Below are 24,069 nucleotides of genomic sequence, written 5' to 3' on the forward strand. Positions count from 1 at the left end.
GAGCACAAAAATTAATAAATAAGTTAAAATAAAAGACAACATTAGTACGCCAAAAAAATTTTTAGTTGTTGTACTAAAATAAAGTGTTATCGTTATTATAAAAAAAGTATTAATACAGCAATAAATACTTTTTTTTGATTTGATAACAATGCTTTCCCTAATAGAATATAATCTTCTCTTTTTTCATAAGAGTTATCTACCTTTTCTAACGACTTAGACTTAGTAAATTGATCAAATTTATAAAATAAAAGACCTAAAATTATGCCGGAAAAAATAGCCGTAAATAGTACTAACCAAAATGGGTAATCTATTTTTGTCTCTTTAAACCCTCTAACAAACACTATAAATAGTACCGAGAAAAAATAAATACTTTTTGGGGTACTTTCTTTTCTTTTCAAGAAGCGTTTATTTTTTAGATCATAGTATATAGAGTAATTAGCTTCATATTGGCTTTTTATTAGAATATATTTTTTTTTAAGCAAAAAGATTTCCCACCCAATTCTTAACAGATTTCACAGCATTTCCTACTACTTTTTTACTAATGTCATATAAAGGATCTATCACCCATTCGTTTACAGCCCATGCTGCTACTGCACCTACCATAATTGCTTCCTCACCTGTTAATCCAACAGCTTTCTTACTTTAGTAGATATCTTTTTCCCTTAGTGAGGAAGTTTGTTATTAAAAATTATCTAAATTTTCACTTTGCTTTTTGAATGTCTCTTTTACTTTTTTTCCGAATTGTCCTTTGATAGAATTTCCCATACTTTCGGAAACACTTGCCATATTTTCTTTAACTGAAGAGAGCTTCGTTTCGCCACTTTGTTTCGCTGTTTGTTGATTGGTGTGTTTTTTTTGATTCATGGAATGACCAATTGCTGAAGCAATGGCTTCTTTCTGTGCCTTTTTTTTAAGTTCCTTTGTCGCATCGTCTAGCATTAAAAATCACTCTCTTTCTTAGCTAATTCCTGATCAGATAATATCCGAATCTCACGATAATAGGTCTCATCTAATTCTTCTATTTCTTGCTCGATTTGTTTTTGGTCATGTTGTGCTGCTTCATAGACCTCATCTTTCAGCCGCTCTAACTTATGTACAGCTTGTATAATAAATTCTTGATCTGGAACGTAGTCTTTTAAATAGCAGTGTGTCCTATCTGCAATTTCTTCTAAATCGCGTATTCCTTGGTCTCTTTGAAAAAGAATATCGTCTTCTTTTTCTTCAAATTGACGTTTTTTCTTTAGGTAATCTATTTTTATTGCTTCTTGTTGATCCAACTGAATACTCCTTTCTCTAAAAAAGTTGACTGGACAACTCCTTATCGCTTTGAACAAGTTTATCAATCCCCGCTTTAATTTCAGAAGCAAGGCTATCAAAGCTTTCACCGAGCTGTTTTGCTTTCGCTATTTGTTCTTCATAAAAGGTTGTAGGTTCTGTAACAATACTGGCTTCTGTTGCTCCAACTGAAGCCAACGCATCAATAATTTCAGAGTCATTCAGTTCTGTTCCGATTGAACGAGCATGTTGGAGTCCTTCTGTCCAAACTTCTTTTGCCTCTGTAATCGCATCTTGATAGATTGTGATCACGTCAATTAATCCGTCTTTCATTGTTTGCGAGGCGGTCGTTACAGCCAATAAAGCTTCACTGTTATCTAAATAGATTTCTTCATTCTTTGATAAGCCACCACCACTGGATTTTAGTTTTTTTCTCAATTTTTTTAGTTCTGAAAGATCAAGTATCTTATAAGCTCCATATAGTTTTAAATACTCTTTTACGCGAGCTTTTGCTTCCGCATCGTCTCCCGTCCAGAATTTTTTATCCCCATTTTTTTTCGCCCAATTTTTGGCAGCTAGTTCTACTTGCGCTTTTGTCATACCTGGGGCAAAAATACCATCTTTTGCTAAACGATCTAAATTTAGTGTGTCTCCATCAAAGTATTTAGCCAGGGTATTATGTCCATTGAATCCTATTCCTTCAATACGTGACACAGTTCCATAAGTATGATCACGTCCTGAAAGATTCGCCCAAGAATCGTTTTGATATCGTCGCAACATTTCGGGATTACTTTTCAGCCATTTCAATTGATCATCTGTGAGCGTTCCAAATTGATCACGTCCCCAGTCATCAAAACTTGTTGTTTGAAAACCCATTTTTTTACCATGTTCCGCGGCCATTTTCATCATGTAGCCACCGGATTGACTAAAACCGGCAACGTCAGTAATCGAGCCGTTATGTTTGGCTATTTTAACTTGTGTTTCGTTTAAAAAAGCTTGTGCACCCTCATATTCCCCTGAAAGCCCTCCTGCCAAAGCGCCACTTGCAGTAACATAACCGTTGGCTCCTGTTTCCTTATGCGTATTGGTTCCAGCGTACACAACAGCTACATTGTTATAGTCAGGTTTCCCATTGACGATAGGGGCGATAGCCATTGCATTTAGTTGGCTATCTTCATCACTTGCTACTTTATTTATGATTTGATACTCTCGTTGTTCATTTCCAACATTCAATCGAATTGGGTCATCGATATTTTTAGACTGAACCGTTTCTTTAGTGGTATCAATTGCTTTTGCTAAAACTTCTGTTGTGATTTCATTACTCATAAATTTTTACCTCTCTTAATAAGTTAGTTCGTGAACTGTAATGTTGTAAACAACGTCAGCTTTTGAGCTACCCTTAGAAGATTTTTTTATATTTTCAAAATCTAACTTATCTTTTGTGTTCGCTTTTCCAATGGTACTACGTAGTTCCATTTCTAATGCTGAATCTATATTAGTCGGATTCAGATACTCAGTTAATACATATTTTTTTAAGTCATCATTGTATTCAGTTTCATCATTTAATCGGTATTCAATCGTGACAAATGTTTTATTAGAGACAAACACTTTTACATAACTATTCACATAATTTCCTAAAATAGAAGAACCAAAAGTAGGAGAATTCCGCCATTCTACCCCTACGCCTTGCCATTCAATTTTTTCAATTCCTTCATAATTTTTGACCAAATAATCTGTTACATAGTTTTGGATAAGTTCAATCCCATCTTGATAGCTTTTTTCTACTGCTTTTTTATCCATATATTTTTTTCCTCCTATAAACAAACTAATAAGTAGAATAATTCCTAATAAAATTCCAAGTTTCTTTTTCAATTCTTCACCACCGAATTTTTTAGCTTAACAGTTTTTTTTGTTGTATCAATCGCTTTAGCTAAAACTTCTGTTGTAATTTCGTTACTCATAAAATATCTACCCCCACTAGTAAGTCAACTCATGAATTTTTGTATTGTAAATAACTTGAGCTTTTGGACTTCCTGAACTATTTTTCATTATATTCTTAAAAACTAGCTTATCTTTTTCTTTAAGCTGTCTAGTGGTATTTCCTATCTCCATTTCTATGATTGAATCTAAGTTAGTAGGGTTCATATAATCTTTTAAAACATATTTTTTTGAATTATCATCATACTCAGCCTCCTCAGTTAGGGTAAATCTTATAATAAAAAAGTCCTTTTCAGAAACAAATATTCTAGCTTTACTATTTACATAATTTCCAAGTATAGACGACCCAAAAATATCTGAATTTCGCCATTCTACACCTACGCCTTGCCACTCAATTTTTTCAATACCTTCATAATTTTTAACCAAATAATCTGTTACATAGTTTTGGATAAGTTCAATCCCATCTTGATAGCTTTTTTCTACTGCTTTTTTATCCATGTATTTTTTCCCTCCTATAAACAAACTAATAAGTAGAATAATTCCTAATATAATTCCAAGTTTCTTTTTCAATTCTTCACCACCGAATTTTTTAGCTTACTAAACAAAAAATCTGGAGACAATCGCTCCAGATCTCTCTGAAATTTTTATAGTCCACGACCAATCGCAGAAGAAATAGTTTGATCCGTTTCTTCCACAATGGTTGCGACTTCATTTAACTGCTTATTGATTTGATCTAGTAACTCCGCAAACTCACTTACTTTTGGTTTTAAGGCAGTGAATTGATCGTTAAAGCTGTCAAATCCTGAACCTTCCCAATTTCCTTGAATGGTGTCTTGTTCAGATTGTAGTTTTTGTAGAATGTCCTGAACTTGTTGTGAACCATCTGTGTATTTTGTAGCAGATGTGCGTAGTTCCTGTGGTGATAATTTAATGCGATCTCCAGCCATGTGTGATCTCTTTTATTTATTGAATAAGTTCTAATTTCAGTCTAGCACAATAAGTTGTTTATTTTTATCAATATATTTTAAAAAGATCTATATTTCTGATAAAAAATAAGCCTTTTGACGGATTCAATGATTATTCTTGTAATGGAACGAAGCAAAAGTTGAAGGAAGAGTGTGGATTTAGATTGCTTGGAGGAGCAGTCTAAAAATAGGGAAATAGAGGATAAACTCATCCATGGATAAGTTTATCCTCTAAGCTTAGTATGTTGCACTACCTAGTTTATCTGCTTAATCAATAGATAAACTATTTGCTGAACCTTTATAAAACGCCTCTAAAATCTCGCGCACTTCATCCGTCGATTTCGTCCCCATCAATTTCACACGTAAATCACTGGCACCAGGGAAGCCTTTTACATAAATCTTAAAGAAACGATGCAGGCCAACAATCGAGCGTGGCACGATTTTCGCATAATGATCCTGTAAATCAAGCTGCATCTCTAATAATCCAAGCAACTCTTTCGGCGAATGTTCTTTCAGTTCCTGTTCAAACGCATAAGGGTTTTTAAAAATCCCGCGACCGATCATGATCCCATCTACACCATATTGCTCGGCTAGCTTTAAACCTGTTTGACGATCAGGGATATCGCCATTGATCGTAATCAAGGTTTGCGGTGCAATGTGATCACGGATTTTCATGATTTGAGGAATCAAGTCCCAATGGGCGTCGACTTTACTCATTTCATTCCGTGTCCGTAAATGAACAGAAAGATTGGCAATGTCTTGTTTCAATAAATGTGTGAGCCAAGCGTCCATTTCAGCGATGTCTGCGTATCCGATTCGTGTTTTGACACTAACGGGTATCCCACCTGCTTTGGCCGCTTCAATCAGTTCAGCTGCAACTTCAGGGCGTAGAATCAGACCGCTCCCTTTTCCACGTCCCGCTACGTTAGGGACAGGACAGCCCATATTGATGTCGATTCCTTTAAATCCCATTTCGGCTAGTCCAAGACTCATTTCTCTAAAAAACTCAGGCTTATCACCCCAAATATGAGCAACCATTGGCTGTTCATCCTCAGTAAACACTAAACGTCCACGTACGCTTTCTTTCCCATCTGGATGGCAATAGCTATCCGAATTTGTAAACTCAGTAAAAAAGACATCTGGTGCACCTGCTTCTTTGACCACATGGCGAAAGACGACATCAGTCACATCTTCCATTGGTGCTAAAATAAAAAAAGGCTTTGGTAGTTCTGCCCAAAAATTATTCATCATTCTATAATCTCCACTCTATTGCTTTCGGTTATATTCTAAAAAACATACTCATTATACTAATAATACTAGAAAGAATCAAAGGGAAGAGTTGTACTTCAGCTAAGGTTAGTGTTAGTCGTAATACAAGTTAAAGCTAGAAAGTAAAAATAGTTTGCTTATTTTTAGTAAGTATATTATACTATCGTTATCAGTTTAGTTCTAAACTAAAAGGGGGTTCAGACAATGGAAAAGCTATCACTTACAGAAAAAGTAAAATTAAGCTGTTGGATGTCCATCTTGCAGTTCGTTCAAAAGAGCAATGTGCAGTCCAATGAGTTTTTAAAACAATATGATCTAAATGCTTCAAAATTTGATATGCTTCATCAAATTCAAGAAAATCAACCAATCACACAAAAGGAGCTAGGAGAGAAATTACTTATCTCCAAGGGTGGTGTTTCGCAAATGATCAAGCAGTTTGAAGCAGACGGCTGGATTACACGCCAACAAGAATGGAAAGAAAAATATATATCCTTGACAGCTAGAGGACAAAAACAGCTAGATAGTTGCTTTATTGCCCAAAGTAAGCAACAGGCAGCGGCTTTTGACAATTTAACGAAACAAGAAGTCTTGCAGTTAGCCAAAATCAGTCAAAAATTAATGAAACAGTCAACAGAATAAAACGATGGAATAGGAGTGTAGGAAAATGAACAAAAAAATGAATGAAACATTTGGTATTGATTCATCAAAAGGCATGGAAATCGGGTTATATTCACTAGGAGATCACGTTAAAAATCCGATGACAGGCCAGCTGATCAGCGAGCAACAACGAATCAATGACATTATCGAAGCGGCAAAATTTGCCGATGAAGCAGGAATCGATGTTTTCGGTGTTGGTGAAAGCCATCAAAGTCATTTTATTGGGCAAGCGAACCAAGTGATTCTATCGGCAATCGCAGCACAAACAAAAGATATTAAAATTTCTAGTTCAGTGACAGTTTTAAGTACCAATGATCCAGTCCGAGTGTATGAAGAATACGCTACCTTAGATTTGATTTCTAATGGTCGTGCTGAAATTGTGGCAGGTCGTGGCTCTCGGGTTGGGGTTTATGAACTTTTAGGGTTTGATTTAAAAGATTATGAGGAATTGTTTGAAGAAAAAATGCATTTGTTAAAACGATTGAATGAAGCAGCACCTGATGAACGAATCAATTGGGAAGGGGCATTCCGCGCTCCTTTACAAAATGCTGAAATTTTACCGCAACCACTGCGTGGACAGTTGCCTGTTTGGCGAGCAGTAGGAGGACCGGCAGATAGTGCGATCAAAGCTGGATTAGATGGCATTCCAATGATGTTGACAACACTCGCAGGACCAGCACCGATCTTCAAACGTGCGGTGGATGCTTATCGGATGTCGTTAACTGAAGCCGGCTATAATGAAAAAGAATTTCCTTTGGCTACAACGAGTTTGTTTTATGTTGCTGAAACTGGTAGCCAAGCACGGAAAGAAATGTATCCATTCTTAAATGCTGGTTGGGGTGCGATTCGTGGCGGAACCTATCCAAAACAACATTTTGCTCAATCACAAGATACCAGAGATACGCTAATGGTAGGAGGCGTCAATGAAATTATCGAGAAGATGTTGTATCAATATGAACTTTACGGCCATCAACGCTTTATGGCGCAAATCGATTTTGGCGGCGTGCCACTTGATCTTGTTAAGAAAAATATTGAATTGATTGCGACAAAAGTGATGCCAGAAGTGAAAAAGCATACGAAAGGCTAGGGGGAAATAAGATGAAAATCGTAGCGATAATCGGTTCAGCTTTTGGTAGTAAATCAAGAGTGGCTGTCAATTATACGATCAATAAAATAACAGAAGTTCGAGCAGATGCTGAAGTAGAAATCATTGATTTTTCTGATTTACAGTTTCCATTTGCTGATGGGCGAGAGTATCTTCAATATGAAGGTGAGGTTGGTCAAGCATTGAAAAAGATGATGGAAGCAGACGGGTTGATCATTGGCACACCTATTTTTCAAGCATCGATGCCGGGCACCTTAAAGAATTTATTTGATATGTTGCCAGTGAATGCATTTCGCAATAAAGTGGCGGGAATGATCGTTACGGCTGGATCAGAGAAACACTTTTTGATTCCTGAACAACAAATTCGCCCAGTTCTTAGTTACATGAAGGCTAATTTAGTGCCGAACTATGTGTTTATCACGGACAAGGATATTATCCGCCAAGAGATCAAAAATCCTGATATTGAATTTCGTTTGGATCGGTTTGTAGATGATTTCTTCTTGTTATTGGATACCTATCAAACCATGATCCAACAAAAAGAAGCGGCTTATGATTTTTAAAAGGTACGGATTAAGTTTGTGAGGATTGGGACATCGCTCCGTGAGTCGTGATGTGACCCCCCAAAATTGTATTTTCCACGTACAACTTTTGGGGGTCACATCATCATTGCATTTCTGCAGAGGATTGTACTTATGAATTAGGGGAAAAGTGTTTGGATGAACCTTATAAGGCTCAAATTGTGGGATATTTGCATGATATTTCAGCCGCTACATTAGTTACCTAAATTCTTTTGGTTTTTGAAATGATAGACTAACAAAATAAATCCTATAATGAGAAATAGGCCGATCCAAGTTAGAAAAACACTCAGCTCTTCATTTGTTTTCGGAAAAACGTTTTGTATAGCTTGTTTGAAGATTGAAGGTTCTCTGTATACTTCGACAGTCACTTTACTCACAATCGTTTCACTATTTGCAATGCTAGGATAATAAAACAAACTACTTGTCAAGGCTAGAAAGAAGATTACTAGGGTTCTATTTTTTTCTTTTATAAAAAACATACCCTGATCCTCCCAAAATAAGTAGAGCGGCAATGCCAGCAATAATGATCCAGATTTTATTGTCTTCAGCCAACACTTCTAAACCTTCATTAAGACTACGTGAATCGGAGCGTGAGATCGTAAAATCACTTTCCCAAACTTCATTGATCTTCTCAGATTTCCCACTAGTTTTTAATACATAATCTCCAGCTTTTAGTTTGGAATTTGTCAGAGACAATTCAGGGGAAAATAGACTATTTGGTGCTACTTCGATGTTTGCCATACTATTCTTAAAAAGAACCTTCGTGGGTTGGCCTTTTTTATAGATTTCAAATGAGAGGGTTAGGTCTCGTATGATATTCGGCATAGGGTTTTGGAAGGACAAATTTAGAAATCGTTCAGGTTTTTTATTGACTAATGTTAAGCCTTTATAGTTCATTTGGCTTTTATCATTTTCTTTATTGACTCGAATTTTAATGGGAACATTGTAAGCAAAGGTATTATTTAAACCCTCGTTTGGCTGTTCTGTTGCTTTTTCGCTCACATTCACTGCACCTAAGATTGTCCCATCAAAGTTCTTTAGTTCAGCGTTCAAAGCGATGCTCATTTGTTGTGTGCTATTCGCTTCAACTGTGATTTCCTGTTGTTTTACCTTAGCAATCTGTGAGAGCTTATATTGTTGGTCCTCATCGTATTTATGATCTATGGCATAGCTAATTGCGCCATCTTTTGTTGTCATCCCATCCAAAATAGTGACAGTGATTACTTTTTCCTCAGTAGATTCGTTCACAACCAATAACTCAAGTGTTTGGTCGATTGAGGAGGATGTGGCGATATTAAAGTAATCTTCCGTGTTTTCTATCTGGTTTTCTGGAATCAAAGGCTTGAGGTAGTAAGCTGTTTCCTGCGCAAAAGCTGTATTTGGGAGCATAAGTAGAAGCAATAAACTGGCTAGTAAAAATAGTGGATAGTAGGATAGACTTTTTACTTTCATTTTTTCTAGACTCCTTTATAAAAAAATTTGATAAGAGACTAAGGTTCTAACCCAAAGAGTTATCCCTCAGTCTCTCATTGTTAAGCTTACACTTTAGGTGTCAATGTCCAAGTAATATTGGCACCGTATACGCCTGATTGTAATAGATTACTTTGTCCAATTACTAATTGAGGATTTAGTGTTAGTGTTTTTCTTTCAGTGTTGCCTTCTTGATACCCGATTGTAAACGCTTGGTGCTCATCACTATCAGTCATTGTTACCTTAGCGTTTGGTGTTAATGTGTTATCTTGTGTGGATGGTTCTAAAACAACACCTAGTTTATTTAGTAAAAAGCCTTTATTTCCAAAAGGACCGTCTGTTAGCTTTGTTTTAACTGTCCAATCATCTTTTTCGCCAGTTCCTTTTCGTGTATCAAGGACACTGATTGAGGCTTTTCCAGCTTCTTGTTCGTTCAAAGTAGATGGATTATCTTTTGTGTTTAGCTTTTCAAAAATAATACTTGCTTCGGTCGCCGCATTTTCACTAAATTTAACGGTACCTGCTGTGGTAAGGTTTTCTACTTCGACAATCGCATTACTTTTCGCAGAACCTTCTGCATCTTCCTCTGTTTTAACTGGAGGCATCACGATCAACTCGTTAGCTGGGTTAAAAGTAAAGTCTAAAGGTAGTGCTCCTGTGTATGGTTCATGCTCGACCGTAATCGTAATATCTTGACCTGTTGCATCTTTTCCATTTCTAGCATAGGTGAATCGCCCGCTGTTTAATTCTGTTAATTCTAATGTTGCGGCATAGTTACTGCCTACAGAAATATGTGTTCTTTCTTTATTATCAAGAATAACATCGTAATAACCGAAATCACCTCTTGATTTACCTTCTGTATCAAAGAATTCGTATCTTCCTGATTTGTTATCGTAACGGGCTAAGCCTAGATACCCTCTATTGTATTCAGAAACATCATTGCCATTCTCATCAAGTGCTTTTGTTCCTTGCCAAAAAGTGGAACTAAGAATATCTATCCCTGGTTGATCTTTGATGATTGTACCGGTTTCTTTAGAGCGGACAGGTGGTTGGGATGTAAAGGTTAATTCCCCACTATAAGGAACATGTTCTACAAAAACGAAGCCATTTGAGCCATCCTTTTGCACACCTTCTCTACGATAAGTAAACATATCTTTGTCTAATCTGACCATATCAACAACTGCTCGATAACCAAGTTCTGAGAGTAAGATTCTTTTTTTACCGTCTGGTGTAACGAAGAATACCCCTTTATCCCCTCTAGAAACATTGGTTTGCTTGTCAAAAAACTCATAGCGATTCGTACTTGCGTCATATTTTGCTCGTCCGATAAAATTACTATTTTGACTGGTTACGTCATTTCCTTGTGCATCGTAAACGAATGTTCCTTCCCAATTCGTTGAACCTAATACTTTATTTGGTTCAAACTCAGACGCAAAGGCCTTTGAGCCGTTCATTACAGCGAGTAACGTAAACAATACTGTAAATACTACATAAACATAACTCCCCTTAAACGTTGCTTTGTTAACCATTTGTAAAACCTCCAATTTTTTATTGTATAACTATATTTATACTAATTAATCTTACTTCAAGTAAGTAAACGTAGAGTAAACAAACTATAAACAAACTATAAATTTTCTTATAAATCTAAAAATAGGCTACTCCTATTCTAAAATACTAGAAATAAGTAGCCTATTTTTATTTAGGTTCAGTTAGTTTTTAATACTAAACAGAATTTGCAAATATCTATAAATCGTAAGCTGAAGCAAAACTTCAGGAATACCGCATTCAATATTCAGTCATGAACACTGTATCTTGTTCCGTTTAGTGGATAAAATAGTGATCAAACAACGGTCCATTCATTAAGTGTCTTGCCATCGGCATCGATCAGTTCTAACCAGCTGTTTGTGCCGCCAAAGTATAAAAATAAGCCAACCTCGTTGACACTTTTTAAGAGGATATCTTCAGTTGTAGTGAAGTTTTTTACTTTATCTTTGTGGTCTTCTCTGATTCGTTGGCCCATTTTGGCAGAGAAGCCCAAAGAACCATCTTTGTTAAGAGGGGGAGTTGGCATCATGGTTGCGCCAGCTTTTAGCAACATTTCGTTTCTTTTATGCCAAAGTACAGTAGCCTTACTGTCTCTCGTATTGATAAAAAATTCTATTTGGCTGACTTCTTTCGTCCATTTATGCCGAGCTTTAGCAGGTTTGGCTTTTTTGGTTTTTTCCTGTTGATTGAAGGGATAGCCAAATTTTGTTAAAACTAATAAGACATTTTCTTTGTAACTAGCCACTGTTTTTTTAGAATTTGTTGGGATTTTTGTTGGGTGTTGTATATTTTCAGTAAGTTGGATACCATTTTCAGTTGCTTCAGTGATGAAAAGTTGCTCTAAATAGTCAAGTTCGATATCCCAAGGTGGAGTAATGATGATCTGTTTATTATAATCTAATTTACTATCAGCAATAGCACAATCCAATCGTCCGATGGCTACAACGGTTTTGTCCTTAATTAAAAAATAGACCGCTGGATGAGCTGTTTCTAATTGGATATCGGGTAGCTCAAGTATTTCAAGGCTGCCTTGGTTATTGGAAAAGTGGATGGTTGTTTTATTTTCAGTGATAAGAACGTCTAATTTAATTTCCATGTTATGCTCCTTTAGAAAAATGATGTCGTTTTCGTATGGCAATGATCAATTCTGATTTTATCATGAAAAAAGAAATAAGTCTTATAACCAAAGGCCACTTGAATTTAAGATGGAAGAGTTAAGTTTGACAAAACTAAATTTTTGTTATGAGAGTTATTCTCACTGGAATTCCGTGTGAACTTACCGTATTTTCATTTTGTGTAAGGTAAGTTAATAATATGACGTGCATATTTTGTTAGGTAAACCTTGAATTGGTTAGGATTAAAATAGATTAAGTTATGATGTGTTTATGAGAATGCGTTCATTTTTAGGGTTAGAAATTAAAAAAATAGGTTTGAAAAAGTTTCGGTAACTTGTTATTCTGTTCTGTAAATTGACGAAGGAGGCTCCAATGGTGAAAAAATTCATAGATAACAACTTTTTGAGCCAAAATGATTATCAAGTTGCACTGGAAACAATCGTTGCCCCGCTAAGAGAACCGCTACTTACTTCTGACACACCTGGGCTGTATTTAGGCAGTAGCGGTGCAGTGTACGACCAACAGCGTGCAAATATGGAAGCGCTTGTTCGACCGTTGTGGGGGATTGCGCCTTCTTGGACCAGTCGAAAAGATGATGTGTTAAAAGAGTCTTATATCAAGAAATTAATCAGAGGAACTGACCCAACTGACCCACAATATTGGGGAATAATCGAAGAGTATGATCAGTATATTGTTGAAACTGCCGCTTTGTCTCTGACGTTATTATTGCATAAAGAATATTTTTGGGATGACCTATCGAAAAGAGCGCAGAAAAATGTGATCCATTGGATGGAGCAAGCGTTGGAAAGAAAAATTCCTAAAAATAATTGGACTTTTTTTAAGGTGCTGATTCGAACTGCATTGCTTCATTGTGGTGAGGCATTGGACCGTAAAGCGCTCGAAGAAGAGCTAAAATTGATTGATTCGATGTATATTGGCGCAGGTTGGTATGTAGATGGGAAACAAACGCAAAGAGATTATTATATTCCTTTTGCATTTCATTATTATGGGTTGATTTACGCCACCTTTATGAAAGAAGAAGATCCTGAATGGTCGCAACGGTTTATTGAACGAGCTACATTATTCGCACATGATTTTATTTACTATTTTGATGATGATGGCGAAGCATTGCCATATGGTCGCAGCTTGACCTATCGTTTTGCGCAAGGCGCTTTTTTTTCGGCGTTGGTTTTTGCAGATGTCGAAGCGATTCCGTGGGGAGCGATGAAATCCATGCTCTCTACACATTTGGCTACTTGGCTGAATCATGATATTTTTACCTTCGATGGTCGTCTTTCAATTGGTTATCATTATGAGAATCTTGTAATGGCAGAAGGATATAATGCACCTGGGTCGCCTTATTGGGCATTGAAAACATTTTTATTGCTAGCAGTAAAATCAGATCATCCTTTTTGGAGTGCTAAACCGTCACCAGTAAAAAAAGAATCTAAAAAACTAATGGAAAAAGGAAATATGCTTTTACTAAATGAGTGTTCAGGACATCATTTGTTAGGCTATCCAGCAGGAATGCTAGTTGAAGGCCAAGCGCATGCAGAAGCGAAGTATAGTAAATTTGTTTACTCAACGAAATTTGGTTTTAGTGTACCCAAAACTGGTGTTTATTATGAAGCAGGATCGTTTGATAATACGCTGGCTGTTTCTTGTGATGGCCAGTATTTTCGCACAAAAAAAGAAGTGATCAGCTATCAGTTAACGGAGACGTATGTTTCTTATCAATGGTCTCCTTTTGAACAAGTGACCATTGGGACAGAGATTTATCCTTTTGGTCAGTGGCACCTACGTGTACATGAAATTGATACAAAAATTCCTTTATATATTCGGGAAGGAGGGTTTAGTGTACCTGTATCAGGTAACAAACCGCAAGCGAAATCGGGAGAAAATTTTGGAGTAGTGACTGCAGGCGATCTAACTTCCCAAATTGTTGCAGTTGCAGGTTATGAAGAAGTGCTGATAATTCGACCTGAGGCCAACACTTCGCTATTTTTCCCAAGATCAAGTTTCCCATGTTTGAAAAGTAGCTTGCCACCTGGAAAATATCGTTTGCTCTGTTTAGTCGGAGGAATCGTCAAAAGTGAAGAAGGAGTAAAATAGGATGATAAAAATTGAATTGAAAAATAAAGAAAATCAACTGATTGTTGGTCGAATCGATCATGAGAAAGAACAACAATCATATACTGCGACAGGTGAAGAGATGGCTGTACTTGCGATCAAAGAGTATCCTTACAAAGCAGGAGATAGGATTGTCGTGACAACGGAGGGAAAAGAGCAGTATTTTATCGTCCAGCTTGATGAAACATTGCCGCCCACATTGATTTATTTGCCGGAAAGAACATGGGAATACCTGATTCCATTAACTGAAGCAGCTAGAAAAGCCTCTGTAGAAACAGCATTTCATTCTAAGCGGCATTATTTGATGGTACGAAAAGCATACGCCTTTGAGATCGAAAATTATCAGAATCTTTCGTGTAATGCCCATGACCAAAAAGAACAGTCTGGCGGCTTTCCTCATGCAAGTGCCAATGTAGAAACAAGAGATGATGCAGTCTTTTTTGCTAAAAATGCGATTGATGGAAAATATGGGAATCCCTCTCATGGTTCGTATCCTTTTGCGTCGTGGGGAATCAATCAACAAAAAGATGCAGCATTAACAATTGAATTTGGCCGTCAGGTAGATGTAGACTGGATCAGATTATTGCTTCGAGCGGATTATCCTCATGATAGTTATTGGACAGAAGTGACATTAGCGTTTTCAGATGGTGAAGAAATCGTTATGAAAACAACAAATGCGACCACGTTTCAGGAAATTAGATTTCCCTTTAAAGAAACAAGCTGTTTAACGATCAAAAATATGAAAAAAGCTGATGATCGGTCACCCTTCCCAGCATTGACACAAGTCGAAGTTTTCGGAAAAAATAAATAATCGTTTAACCATGGTCTCGCTCCAAATAAAGGATCATGGTTTTTTGATGGAGAAATATTTAGGAAGATTCGCTTTTTATTTTTTTTTAAGTTATAATGTTTTTAGTTAATATGTTAACAAGTTAAGGAGCGGTGTACAATGAACCTACAAGAAAATAAAAAAAAGTTAGTTAAGCTGGGAAAAAATGTGACGTCTTTGTGGTTGGCCGATCGAATCGATGAATGCGTTACTAAAATTGAACGGAATATGGAACGATTTGGGGCTCAATTTCCTTCAGCTTGTGGAACAAATGGAAAATATCGCATTAAACCCAATGATGATTGGACAAACGGTTTTTGGACAGGAATGTTATGGCTAGCTTATGAATGGACAGGAAACGAAAAATTTTCGGAACGCGCCATGGAAAATATCGTAAGTTTTCAAAAACGTCTAGATGATCATTTTGTGTTAGATCATCATGATATCGGTTTTCTATATAGTTTATCTGCTGGCGCTGGTTTTACGGTCACAGGTAGTGTTCAGTGTAAAAAGGAACTTTTACAAGCCGCTGATGTCTTGATGGCCCGTTTTCAAGCACATGGAAACTTTATCCAAGCATGGGGAAAATACGGTGATCCAAAAGAATACCGCTTGATCATTGATTCTTTGATCAATTTACCACTTTTATTCAAAGCAACAGAACTTTCAGGTGATCCTCGCTATTCGATCGTTGCGACAAAACATTACCAGATGCTACTGAATACGGTAATCAGGGAAAATGCTACCACGTTTCATACTTACTATTTTGATCCAGTAACAGGTATGCCTAGTCATGGGGCGACACATCAAGGAAATAGCGATGAATCGATTTGGGCGAGAGGACAAAGCTGGGCTGTATTAGGGATTCCATTAAACGAAAGTTATCTTCATTCAACCCCTTTTCCGAAGAAGTATCAGGCTGTTGTCGATGTTTTTATTGAACACTTACCTGAAGATCTGGTTCCGTATTGGGATTTTGATTTTGATGATCAACATCCATCTGACAAGGATAGCTCATCATTAGCGATTGCAGCTTGTGGTTTGTTGGAAGCGGAAAAGTTACAGGCATATCCACAGGCTAAAGCAATGGCTAAGGGAATGCTCTATCAATTGGGTGAACAGTATTCAACGAAAAATACACCAGACAATGAAGGGTTGTTGCTACATGGTGTTTACGCGCATTCACAAGGAAAAGGCATCGATGAACCAAATTTATGGGGCGATTATTTTTACTTAGAAGCATTGATCCGATTGGCAAAACCATCGTGGCAAAGATATTGGTAAAGGGGAATGACAATGCAAACGTTTGAGATAAAAGAAGAGTTTTTACTAGATGGTCAACCGATCAAATTGATTAGTGGTGCGATCCATTACTTTCGTATGACACCGAATCAATGGGAAGATAGTTTATATAATTTGAAAGCTTTAGGTGCAAATACTGTTGAGACATACATTCCCTGGAATCTACACGAGTCAATTGAAGGAGAATATGATTTTTCTGGCTTGAAAGATGTCGAAGCTTTTGTAAAATTAGCACAAAAAATCGGTTTGCTAGTGATTTTGCGTCCGTCAGTCTATATATGTGCAGAATGGGAATTTGGTGGGCTGCCAGCTTGGTTATTAAAAGAAAAAGGCATACGTCTTCGTTCGACAGACCCGCGTTTTATGGAGAAAGTCCGTCAGTATTTCAAGGTGTTGATTCCTAGATTAGTCCCACTGCAATTGACACATGGTGGTCCAGTAATCATGATGCAAGTCGAAAATGAATATGGTTCTTATGGGATGGAAAAAGAGTACCTACGTCAAACCAAACAACTGATGGAAGAGTTAGGTGTGGAGGTTCCCTTATTTACAGCGGATGGTGCTTGGGAAGAAGTATTAGATGCAGGAACGTTGATTGAAGAAGGTATTTTTGTTGCTGGAAACTTTGGTAGTCATTCTAAGGAAAATGCGGAAGTGATGAAGAAATTTATGACACGTCATGGAAAGAAATGGCCGATTATGTGCATGGAATACTGGGATGGCTGGTTTAATCGCTGGAATGAGCCGATCATTAAACGGGACGGAGCGGATTTAGCGACAGAAGTCAAAGAAATGTTAGAAGTTGGTTCGCTCAATTTATATATGTTCCATGGCGGCACCAATTTTGGCTTTTATAATGGTTGTTCAGCACGCGGTGCGTTAGATCTGCCGCAGATTACGAGCTATGACTATGATGCACTGTTGACGGAGTGGGGCGAACCGACGGATAAATATTATCACGTTCAAAAGGCAATCAAGGAAGTTTGCCCAGATGTTTGGCAAGCCGAACCGCGTAAAAAAGAACTCGCAAATTTAGGGATTCATCCTGTGACAGCCAGCGTGTCCTTATTGGCAATCAAAGATACAATGATGAAAGCCCAAAAGACCATGTATCCATTAAGTATGGAAGAAGCAGGCGAAGGTTATGGCTATATGCTCTATTCAGCAAAGCTAAACAATTACTTCCATGAAAATAAATTAAAAATCGTAGAAGCCAATGATCGAGTTCAAATTTATATCGATGGAAAACATCAAGCAACCCAGTATCAAGCAACACTTGGGGAAGAGTTGGTAGTCAATGGCTCTAAGGAGCAAACTCAAATTCAATTGGACGTTTTGGTTGAAAATGTAGGGCGTGTTAATTATGGCTTCAAGCTAAACAGTCCCACCCAGTCAAAAGGGATTCGCGGCGGCATCATGCAGGATATACATTTTCATCAAGGCTATGAACACTATCCGCTGACGCTATCTGAAACGCAATTGCAGGCAATCGACTTTACAGCTCAAAGCAATCCGTTACAGCCCTCATTTTACCAGATAGAGATGGTCTTAGAATACGTAGGGGATACGTTTATCGATTGTTCTAATTATGGCAAGGGTGTTATTGTAGTCAACGGTATGAATCTTGGTCGTTATTGGAATGTGGGACCAGTCCATTCATTGTATTGTCCAAAGGAATTTTTAAAAAATGGGACGAATGAGATTATTATTTTTGAAACAGAGGGTAAAGAAATCACAGAAATTGTCTTTTCAAATCGACCAATTTATCAATAACAACAAATAAAAATAGAAGTAGAAGCGTCAATATTACTCAGCTTCTACTTCTATTTTCGTTTTAAAATATTTCCAGTGCTTATAGCTGACAATGTATTCAGCTATGCTTCCATCTGGAAGATACGAATGTTTTATTTGCTTAACTGCCGGTTCGCGAAAACTCAATTGTAGCAAATGCAGTAGTTCAGGGTCATCGGGGAAAACGATTTCGTTGGTTTCCACTGATGCTAAGGAGAAAAGGTCGATATCGAAGTCTTTGCGAACTCTCTCATACACACTCGCATAGGTAGAGAGATCTTTTGCAATCGGTTCTTTGACTAATTTTTTAGGTAAATGGGTAATATGGATCAAAAAAGGAATCTTGTCAAAAGAGCGAACTCGTATGATTTTGTAATAAGTCGCATTGGCAGATAAACCCAGTTCTTTTAAAATTTGTGGGTCATTTGCTTCTTCTATTGAAATCACTTGAACTTTCTCAGTGTCGAGCGAGTGAAGCTCAATATCAGAAAACTTAACATTTTGAGAGACTTTTGATTTAGAGACGAACGTGCCTTTTCCTTGAATCCGATAAAGATAGCCTGCACTTGTCAATTCATTTAATGCTTTGACGGCAGTAATAGAGCTGACTGAGTATCTGCGCTTGATATCAGCTTCAGAATAGAATTTGTCTCCAGGCGTGAAGGTATGGTTTTTTATTTCACTTAAGAGATCTTGTTTGATCTGTTCATACTTTGGAATCAGGATAGATTACCTCCGTTCTCATAGGATAATGAGTTAAGCATAACATGTTAATTTTACTTTAGCAATTCCTTTGTAGAGTAACTTGTTAGTAAATACAAACAATAAGTAAAGAGTAAGTAAAAAAGATAATATATTAAGATATTAGGTTTACGGATTAGTTAGCATGTGTTATAGTATATTCGTAAGAGACATAACATGTTAAGTAGGGGGACCTGCATTATAGGAGGGAATCAAGTGGAAAACATTGTATTGATAAGCCATGGCGGGATGGCGGAAGGTGTAAAAGTCAGTCTGGAAATGATCGTTGGACAGCAAGAACATGTTCATACGGTATCTTTACGACCTGATGGCGATAATATTCAGTTTGAAAATGAGTTGAAGCGAAAAATGAAAGCCCTTAATGGATCGACGCTGATCATTGCAGATTTATTAGGAGGAACGCCTTGCAATGTAGCTGTGAAAAATTATTTAGAGACAGAAGATGTTGAGATCATTGCAGGTATGACCCTTTCAATCGTGATTGAAGCAGTTGTGAATCAACAAGTTTCTATAGCAGAGCTTGTGTGTTTGGCTAAAGAAAATATTGTAGATGTGAAAGTTGGAATGGATAAGGCTGAAAAAGAGATTACAGCTGCCAATCTAGAAACAGAGCTAAGCAATTTTAGTGAGTATGCTGGAAAAGCAAATATTGTCAATGCACGTATCGATGAGCGATTGATCCACGGACAAGTTGCAGGTATTTGGTCGACTAGTTTGGATACCCAAAGGATCATTGTTGCCAATGATGAGGCTTCGTCTGATCCATTACAAAAGTCTTCCCTAAGAATGGCTGCACCAAGCTCTATGCGGTTATCTGTTTTGCCTGTCGCTGAAGCAGCTGAAAATATTCGTTCAGGAAAATATGGAAAACAAAGACTGTTTCTATTATTCAAAAATCCAACAGATGTTTTACGATTTATTGAAGCAGGGGGCATGATCAAAACAGTAAATGTAGGGAATATGAGCTATAAAGAAGGGGCTCGTGAAGTGACGAAAAGTATTCAAGTATTAGAAGAAGAAGAAGCTATTTTTGAAACGATTTTTTCAAAAGGAGTAAATGTAACCGCTCAATTAGTTCCCAATGATCCCACAATCGATTTTATGAAAAAGTTGAGAAGTTAAGTGAGTTCGTTCTGTAAGAAAAGCTAGCATTGGCTTTTTCAGTTAGAACTAGACGAGCTCACCACGTTTTTAAAATTAGGAGGAATGTTCATGCATTTAGCAGCGTATCAAATTATTCTTATTACAGTTTATGCTTTTATTGCAATCAATGATTCACTTATTTCCAATACGTTGACACAACCAGCGATTGCTGGAATGATCTCTGGAATGATCATGGGGGATTTAAAAACCGGGTTGATGGTTGGCGGAACGTTACAGCTTATGCGCTTAGGGATAGCCGCTTTCGGAGGGGCTTCTGTACCGGATTATTTTACTGGAGCTGTGTTAGGAACAGCGTTTGCTGTTATTTCAGGTAAAGGTGCTGAGTATGGTATTGGGTTGGCTGTTCCTGTATCATTGCTGATGCTCCAATTGGATGTTGTCGCACGATTTTGCAATGTGTTCCTTTTACACCGTGTAGATAAAGCAATCGATAATATGCAGGTCAAACGGATTCCACGATTGGTTTTATCAGGTTCATTTTTGTGGGGATTATCGCGAGCTATTCCCATTTTATTAATGTTATTAGTTGGAGATGCCGCTGTGACAACCATTACTGAAAACATGCCGGAATGGTTGATGACAGGATTGAAAACAGCTGGTGGGGTATTGCCAGTAGTGGGTGTGGGTATTTTACTACGTTATTTACCGACGAAACAATATATTCCTTATTTATTATTAGGTTTCTTTTTAGCAGCATATTTACAAGTCCCTATGTTAGGTGTGTCGATTATTGGAATGGTAGCTGCGATGCTTGTCTTTAAACGTGATAGTGACAAACCAACAGCTCAGGCAAATGCTAGTGTAAGTAATTTTGAAGGAGGGTTTGATGGCGATGAGTAATCAAAAACTAACAAAGCAAGAGTTGAATGCGATCAGTTGGCGCTATATTTTAGGAAGTCAATTGAATTGGAACTATGAACGAATGATGAGCTCTGGTTATCTATATGGTGTTTTACCTGTATTGAAAAAGTTCTACGGCCATGATGAAAAACAATTTCAAGATATGATGCGGACGCATAACCAATTTTTCAATACTAATGCTATCTTTGGGAATTTGATCATGGGAATCGATGTTGCGATTGAGGAACAAGATGGCTACAAAGCAAAAGACACGATCGTGGCCTTAAAAACAGCATTGATGGGTTCACTTGCTGGTGTTGGGGATTCACTATTTCATGTTATTTGGGGAACGATTTTCGGATCAGTTGCCGGAACACTTGCTCAAAATGGCTCAGTTGTCGGATGTGTGATTTGGATCATTGCCAATATTGCCTTGTTATTTGGTCGAGCAGCATTATTGCCGTTAGGTTACAAACAAGGGGTGAAATTAGTCACAACATTGAAAGATAAATTGTCTGCTTTTACCAATGCAGCAACAGTCTTGGGGGTTACAGTAATTGGCGCCTTGATTCCGTCTGTGATCAAAGCGACAGTACCGTTTGTGTACAAAAAAGATGGCGTTGAACTAGTTATCCAAGATACATTAGATGCAATTTTACCTTCATTGGTACCGATTCTTTTAGTTCTGTTGACTTACTGGATGCTAGGACAAAAGAAATTAAATTCAACACGTGTGATTTGGATCATTTTGATTCTTTCAATCGCATTAAGCGCTTTTGGGATTTTAGGATAATAAAACGAGAGAATAGGTGATTAGATGAAGCGGGTCGATATTTTATCACGTTTAGAGAAAGCGGGTGTGATTGCGGTTGTCCGTGGTGCGACAAAAGAGGAAGCTGTAAAAGCCAGTCAGGCAATTATCAAAGGCGGAATGACTGGGATCGAATTGACCTTCACTGTACCACAAGCAGAAGAAGTAATCAGAGAATTAGCGAAGGAATATAAAAATCAATCAGATATTGTGATCGGGGCCGGTACTGTTTTAGATGAGGTCACTGCACGTTTCGCTATCATGGCGGGTGCTGAATATATTGTCAGTCCAAGTTTTAATGCAAAAACAGCGGAAATCTGTAATTTGTATCAAGTGCCGTACTTGCCAGGCTGTATGACAATCACCGAAGTTCAGGAAGCGTTGAAAAGCGGTGCGGATATCGTGAAATTATTTCCAGGAAGCGCTTATGGACCAACTATTATTTCGGCATTTATGGCGCCGATGCCTCAAGCGAGTATTATGCCGACAGGCGGTGTCAATTTAGAAAATATGGCAGATTGGTTTAAGGCAGGAGCTGTAGCGGTTGGAATTGGCGGAGATTTACTAGCACCAGCGGCTGTGGGGGATTTTCAAAAAGTTTCCGAAAAAGCTAGTCAGTATGCGGCAAAATTAAAAGAAATTAAGGGATGAGTAAATGGGAAAAGTCGTGACTTTAGGAGAAATTATGTTGCGTTTATCTACTCAAGCAGGAAATCGCTTAGTCCAAAGTGATCTTTTACAAGCTCATTATGGTGGTGGCGAAGCCAATGTTGGGATTTCCTTGGCTAATTATGGCCATGATATTATTTTTGCAAGCAAAATTCCAGATACAGCGCTAGGTGATGCAGTCTTTAAACATTTACGGCGTTATAGAATAGATACACGTTTTCTACTGACAGGCGGTCAGCGGCTAGGAACCTATTATTTAGAAACGGGCATTGGTGAACGAGCAGCGTCTGTTTTATACGATCGAGCGGGGTCGAGCTTTGCCGAAATGGATACACTTGAATGGGATTTAGCTGAATTGTTCCGAGAGGTTGACATTTTTCATGTCTCTGGGATCACGCCAGCGTTGTCAAAACGATGGCAGAAAATGACTTTGGAACTGATGAAACAAGCCAAGAAAGCGGGTTGTAATATCAGTTTTGATATCAATTATCGCAGCAAATTATGGAGTCAGCAGGAAGCGGGGCAAACATTACAACAACTTTTACCTTACGTTGATTATTGTTCAGCTGGAAAGTTAGATGCTATTCACTTATTGGGGATCGACGAAGCAACGAGCAAGCAAAAAGTAGATAAAGCTTTTTATTATCGGAAAATGCAGCAAATGTTTCCAAATATTCAACTATTTTACGGCACAAAACGAACCGTCCATTCAGCCAGTGCCAATCAATTGATCGGGACGATTTGGCTAGAAAATAAGTATTACGAATCAAAAATGCATGACATCGATCCAATCGTAGACCGAGTAGGTGCAGGAGATGCGTTTGCTGGCGGAATCTTACATGGTTTACTAGTGGAAATGCTGCCACAAGCAATGGTAGACTTTGCTACGGCTGCTTCGGCATTGAAACATACGATACATGGGGATTGCAATCAATTTAGTAAAGAAGAAGTCGAACGGTTCAAAGAAGTTGGTTCAGGAAAAATAAGTCGTTAAAGGAGCATAATCATGCAAAATATGGAAAATAGATATACACATAGTCCAGAAGATATCCGTCATTATTCGACGGAAGAATTACGTAGAGAATTTTTAGTAGAAAAAGTATTTGCACCAGGTGAAATTAGTCTGACTTATACGCATAATGATCGGATGATTTTCGGAGGCGTAACACCGACAGAAGAACCCTTAGAAATTATTTTGACAAAAGAACTAGGGGTTGATTATTTCTTAGAACGTAGAGAATTAGGTGTGATCAATATTGGTGGGGCAGGTTCGATCACGATTGATGGTGAAACAGAGCCGATGAAAAAACAAGATGGGTATTATATTGGAAAAGAAACGAAACAAGTTGTTTTTCGGTCAGATGATCCCAAAAACCCAGCTAAATTTTACGTAAACAGTGTGCCAGCACATCACAAATACCCAAATGTGAAAATTAGCATTGATCAAATCAAACCGATGGAAACAGGAGAAGCATTGTCTTTAAATAAACGTAGAATCTACCAATATATTCACCCAAATGTCTGTGAAAGCTGTCAGTTACAAATGGGTTATACCGTATTGGAACCAGGAAGCTCTTGGAATACGATGCCTTGTCATACGCATGAACGTCGCATGGAAGCGTATCTGTATTTTGATTATGCTAATGAAGAGACTCGTGTGTTCCATATGATGGGCAAACCAGATGAAACAAAGCACTTAGTTGTAGCCAATGAACAAGCAATCATTTCGCCAAGTTGGTCGATTCATTCTGGTGTGGGAACAGGAGATTACACCTTTATTTGGTCAATGTGCGGAGAAAATATCACCTATACCGATATGGATATGGTTCCTATGGATCAATTAAAATAGAAAAG

General features: G+C 37.6%; 27 protein-coding genes. 13 read left to right on the forward strand and 14 right to left on the reverse strand.

Translation table 11 applies throughout. The features are described 5' to 3' along the window. Window positions 1-95: 95 nt before the first annotated feature. The 9 genes from IGJ50_RS00425 to IGJ50_RS00465 form a co-directional block, all read right to left on the reverse strand. Window positions 96-482, reverse strand: coding sequence for a hypothetical protein (locus IGJ50_RS00425; RefSeq protein ID WP_429948304.1), 387 nt, complete (start codon window positions 480-482; stop codon window positions 96-98). Further along, entirely contained in the window at window positions 475-603 is a 129-nt protein-coding gene (locus IGJ50_RS00430; protein WP_429948305.1) for a hypothetical protein, read from the reverse strand. The genes IGJ50_RS00425 and IGJ50_RS00430 overlap by 8 nt, the downstream gene beginning before the upstream one ends. Before the next feature lie 78 nt (window positions 604-681). Beyond that, complete coding sequence (locus IGJ50_RS00435; RefSeq protein ID WP_069640409.1) at window positions 682-939, reverse strand: hypothetical protein; 258 nt, start codon at window positions 937-939, stop codon at window positions 682-684. Continuing rightward, entirely contained in the window at window positions 939-1,277 is a 339-nt protein-coding gene (locus tag IGJ50_RS00440; protein WP_429948307.1) for a hypothetical protein, read from the reverse strand. Before IGJ50_RS00440 ends, IGJ50_RS00435 begins: the two co-directional genes overlap by 1 nt. Before the next feature lie 16 nt (window positions 1,278-1,293). Further along, window positions 1,294-2,601, reverse strand: coding sequence for a hypothetical protein (locus IGJ50_RS00445; RefSeq protein WP_429948309.1), 1,308 nt, complete (start codon window positions 2,599-2,601; stop codon window positions 1,294-1,296). Window positions 2,602-2,616: 15 nt separating this feature from the next. Continuing rightward, on the reverse strand, window positions 2,617-3,147 hold the full coding sequence (locus tag IGJ50_RS00450) for a hypothetical protein (RefSeq protein ID WP_207120471.1): 531 nt from the start codon (window positions 3,145-3,147) through the stop codon (window positions 2,617-2,619). A gap of 105 nt (window positions 3,148-3,252) precedes the next feature. After that, window positions 3,253-3,783, reverse strand: coding sequence for a hypothetical protein (locus tag IGJ50_RS00455; RefSeq protein ID WP_069640406.1), 531 nt, complete (start codon window positions 3,781-3,783; stop codon window positions 3,253-3,255). A 74-nt stretch (window positions 3,784-3,857) separates the two neighbouring features. Continuing rightward, a complete protein-coding gene (locus IGJ50_RS00460; protein WP_069640405.1) occupies window positions 3,858-4,160 on the reverse strand; it encodes a WXG100 family type VII secretion target in 303 nt (100 codons plus the stop codon). Window positions 4,161-4,445: 285 nt separating this feature from the next. Then, on the reverse strand, window positions 4,446-5,429 hold the full coding sequence (locus IGJ50_RS00465) for a tRNA dihydrouridine synthase (RefSeq protein WP_429948312.1): 984 nt from the start codon (window positions 5,427-5,429) through the stop codon (window positions 4,446-4,448). Window positions 5,430-5,651: 222 nt separating this feature from the next. Between IGJ50_RS00465 and IGJ50_RS00470 the strand changes: the two genes are divergently transcribed. Genes IGJ50_RS00470 through IGJ50_RS00480 form a run of 3 tightly spaced genes read left to right on the forward strand, consistent with a single transcriptional unit; the run spans window position 5,652 to window position 7,769 of the window. Then, window positions 5,652-6,086, forward strand: coding sequence for a MarR family winged helix-turn-helix transcriptional regulator (locus tag IGJ50_RS00470; protein WP_429948314.1), 435 nt, complete (start codon window positions 5,652-5,654; stop codon window positions 6,084-6,086). Window positions 6,087-6,111: 25 nt separating this feature from the next. After that, complete coding sequence (locus tag IGJ50_RS00475; protein ID WP_429948316.1) at window positions 6,112-7,191, forward strand: LLM class flavin-dependent oxidoreductase; 1,080 nt, start codon at window positions 6,112-6,114, stop codon at window positions 7,189-7,191. 11 nt (window positions 7,192-7,202) lie between these two features. Beyond that, entirely contained in the window at window positions 7,203-7,769 is a 567-nt protein-coding gene (locus IGJ50_RS00480) for an NADPH-dependent FMN reductase (RefSeq protein ID WP_429948318.1), read from the forward strand. 212 nt (window positions 7,770-7,981) lie between these two features. On the opposite strand, the gene IGJ50_RS00485 is transcribed toward IGJ50_RS00480, so the two are convergent. From IGJ50_RS00485 to IGJ50_RS00500, 4 genes are all read right to left on the reverse strand, one after another. Continuing rightward, window positions 7,982-8,266, reverse strand: a complete 285-nt coding sequence (locus IGJ50_RS00485) for an LPXTG cell wall anchor domain-containing protein (RefSeq protein WP_429948320.1) — start codon at window positions 8,264-8,266, stop codon at window positions 7,982-7,984. After that, window positions 8,241-9,239: a DUF3324 domain-containing protein gene (locus IGJ50_RS00490; protein ID WP_207120465.1), complete on the reverse strand. Its 999-nt coding sequence runs from the start codon at window positions 9,237-9,239 to the stop codon at window positions 8,241-8,243. The genes IGJ50_RS00485 and IGJ50_RS00490 overlap by 26 nt, the downstream gene beginning before the upstream one ends. 86 nt (window positions 9,240-9,325) lie before the next feature. Then, window positions 9,326-10,786, reverse strand: a complete 1,461-nt coding sequence (locus IGJ50_RS00495; protein ID WP_429948322.1) for a DUF4822 domain-containing protein — start codon at window positions 10,784-10,786, stop codon at window positions 9,326-9,328. A gap of 311 nt (window positions 10,787-11,097) precedes the next feature. Further along, window positions 11,098-11,898, reverse strand: a complete 801-nt coding sequence (locus IGJ50_RS00500) for a hypothetical protein (protein WP_429948324.1) — start codon at window positions 11,896-11,898, stop codon at window positions 11,098-11,100. A gap of 391 nt (window positions 11,899-12,289) precedes the next feature. Here IGJ50_RS00500 and IGJ50_RS00505 point away from each other — a divergent pair, with 391 nt between their 5' ends. The 4 genes from IGJ50_RS00505 to IGJ50_RS00520 all read left to right on the forward strand — a co-directional run bounded on the left by IGJ50_RS00505 (window position 12,290) and on the right by IGJ50_RS00520 (window position 17,951). Next, on the forward strand, window positions 12,290-14,029 hold the full coding sequence (locus IGJ50_RS00505; protein WP_429948326.1) for a DUF2264 domain-containing protein: 1,740 nt from the start codon (window positions 12,290-12,292) through the stop codon (window positions 14,027-14,029). Between the two features lies 1 nt (window position 14,030). Further along, window positions 14,031-14,858, forward strand: coding sequence for a hypothetical protein (locus tag IGJ50_RS00510; protein ID WP_429948328.1), 828 nt, complete (start codon window positions 14,031-14,033; stop codon window positions 14,856-14,858). Window positions 14,859-14,996: 138 nt separating this feature from the next. Continuing rightward, entirely contained in the window at window positions 14,997-16,160 is a 1,164-nt protein-coding gene (locus tag IGJ50_RS00515; protein ID WP_429948330.1) for a glycoside hydrolase family 88 protein, read from the forward strand. Between the two features lie 12 nt (window positions 16,161-16,172). After that, on the forward strand, window positions 16,173-17,951 hold the full coding sequence (locus IGJ50_RS00520) for a glycoside hydrolase family 35 protein (protein ID WP_429948331.1): 1,779 nt from the start codon (window positions 16,173-16,175) through the stop codon (window positions 17,949-17,951). Between the two features lie 33 nt (window positions 17,952-17,984). On the opposite strand, the gene IGJ50_RS00525 is transcribed toward IGJ50_RS00520, so the two are convergent. After that, window positions 17,985-18,692 (reverse strand): GntR family transcriptional regulator, encoded by a 708-nt coding sequence (locus IGJ50_RS00525; protein ID WP_429950006.1) that lies wholly within the window; start codon window positions 18,690-18,692, stop codon window positions 17,985-17,987. A gap of 195 nt (window positions 18,693-18,887) precedes the next feature. Here IGJ50_RS00525 and IGJ50_RS00530 point away from each other — a divergent pair, with 195 nt between their 5' ends. The 6 genes from IGJ50_RS00530 (at window position 18,888) to kduI (ending at window position 24,064) form a co-directional block, all read left to right on the forward strand. Continuing rightward, window positions 18,888-19,853, forward strand: a complete 966-nt coding sequence (locus IGJ50_RS00530) for a PTS mannose/fructose/sorbose transporter subunit IIAB (RefSeq protein ID WP_429948332.1) — start codon at window positions 18,888-18,890, stop codon at window positions 19,851-19,853. Window positions 19,854-19,943: 90 nt separating this feature from the next. Beyond that, window positions 19,944-20,735 carry a PTS mannose/fructose/sorbose/N-acetylgalactosamine transporter subunit IIC gene (locus tag IGJ50_RS00535; protein ID WP_069640391.1) on the forward strand — a complete coding sequence of 264 codons (792 nt, stop codon included), beginning with the start codon at window positions 19,944-19,946 and terminating at the stop codon, window positions 20,733-20,735. Further along, window positions 20,728-21,528 (forward strand): PTS system mannose/fructose/sorbose family transporter subunit IID, encoded by an 801-nt coding sequence (locus IGJ50_RS00540; protein ID WP_204638607.1) that lies wholly within the window; start codon window positions 20,728-20,730, stop codon window positions 21,526-21,528. Before IGJ50_RS00535 ends, IGJ50_RS00540 begins: the two co-directional genes overlap by 8 nt. Window positions 21,529-21,552: 24 nt before the next feature. Further along, window positions 21,553-22,197 carry a bifunctional 4-hydroxy-2-oxoglutarate aldolase/2-dehydro-3-deoxy-phosphogluconate aldolase gene (locus tag IGJ50_RS00545; RefSeq protein ID WP_069640389.1) on the forward strand — a complete coding sequence of 215 codons (645 nt, stop codon included), beginning with the start codon at window positions 21,553-21,555 and terminating at the stop codon, window positions 22,195-22,197. Between the two features lie 4 nt (window positions 22,198-22,201). Beyond that, entirely contained in the window at window positions 22,202-23,209 is a 1,008-nt protein-coding gene (locus IGJ50_RS00550) for a sugar kinase (protein ID WP_069640388.1), read from the forward strand. Window positions 23,210-23,221: 12 nt separating this feature from the next. Further along, complete coding sequence (gene kduI / locus IGJ50_RS00555; RefSeq protein ID WP_069640387.1) at window positions 23,222-24,064, forward strand: 5-dehydro-4-deoxy-D-glucuronate isomerase; 843 nt, start codon at window positions 23,222-23,224, stop codon at window positions 24,062-24,064. Window positions 24,065-24,069 lie beyond the last annotated feature (5 nt).

It is taken from the genome of Enterococcus sp. AZ101, from assembly GCF_050499005.1.
Classification (GTDB): domain Bacteria; phylum Bacillota; class Bacilli; order Lactobacillales; family Enterococcaceae; genus Enterococcus_L; species Enterococcus_L ureilyticus.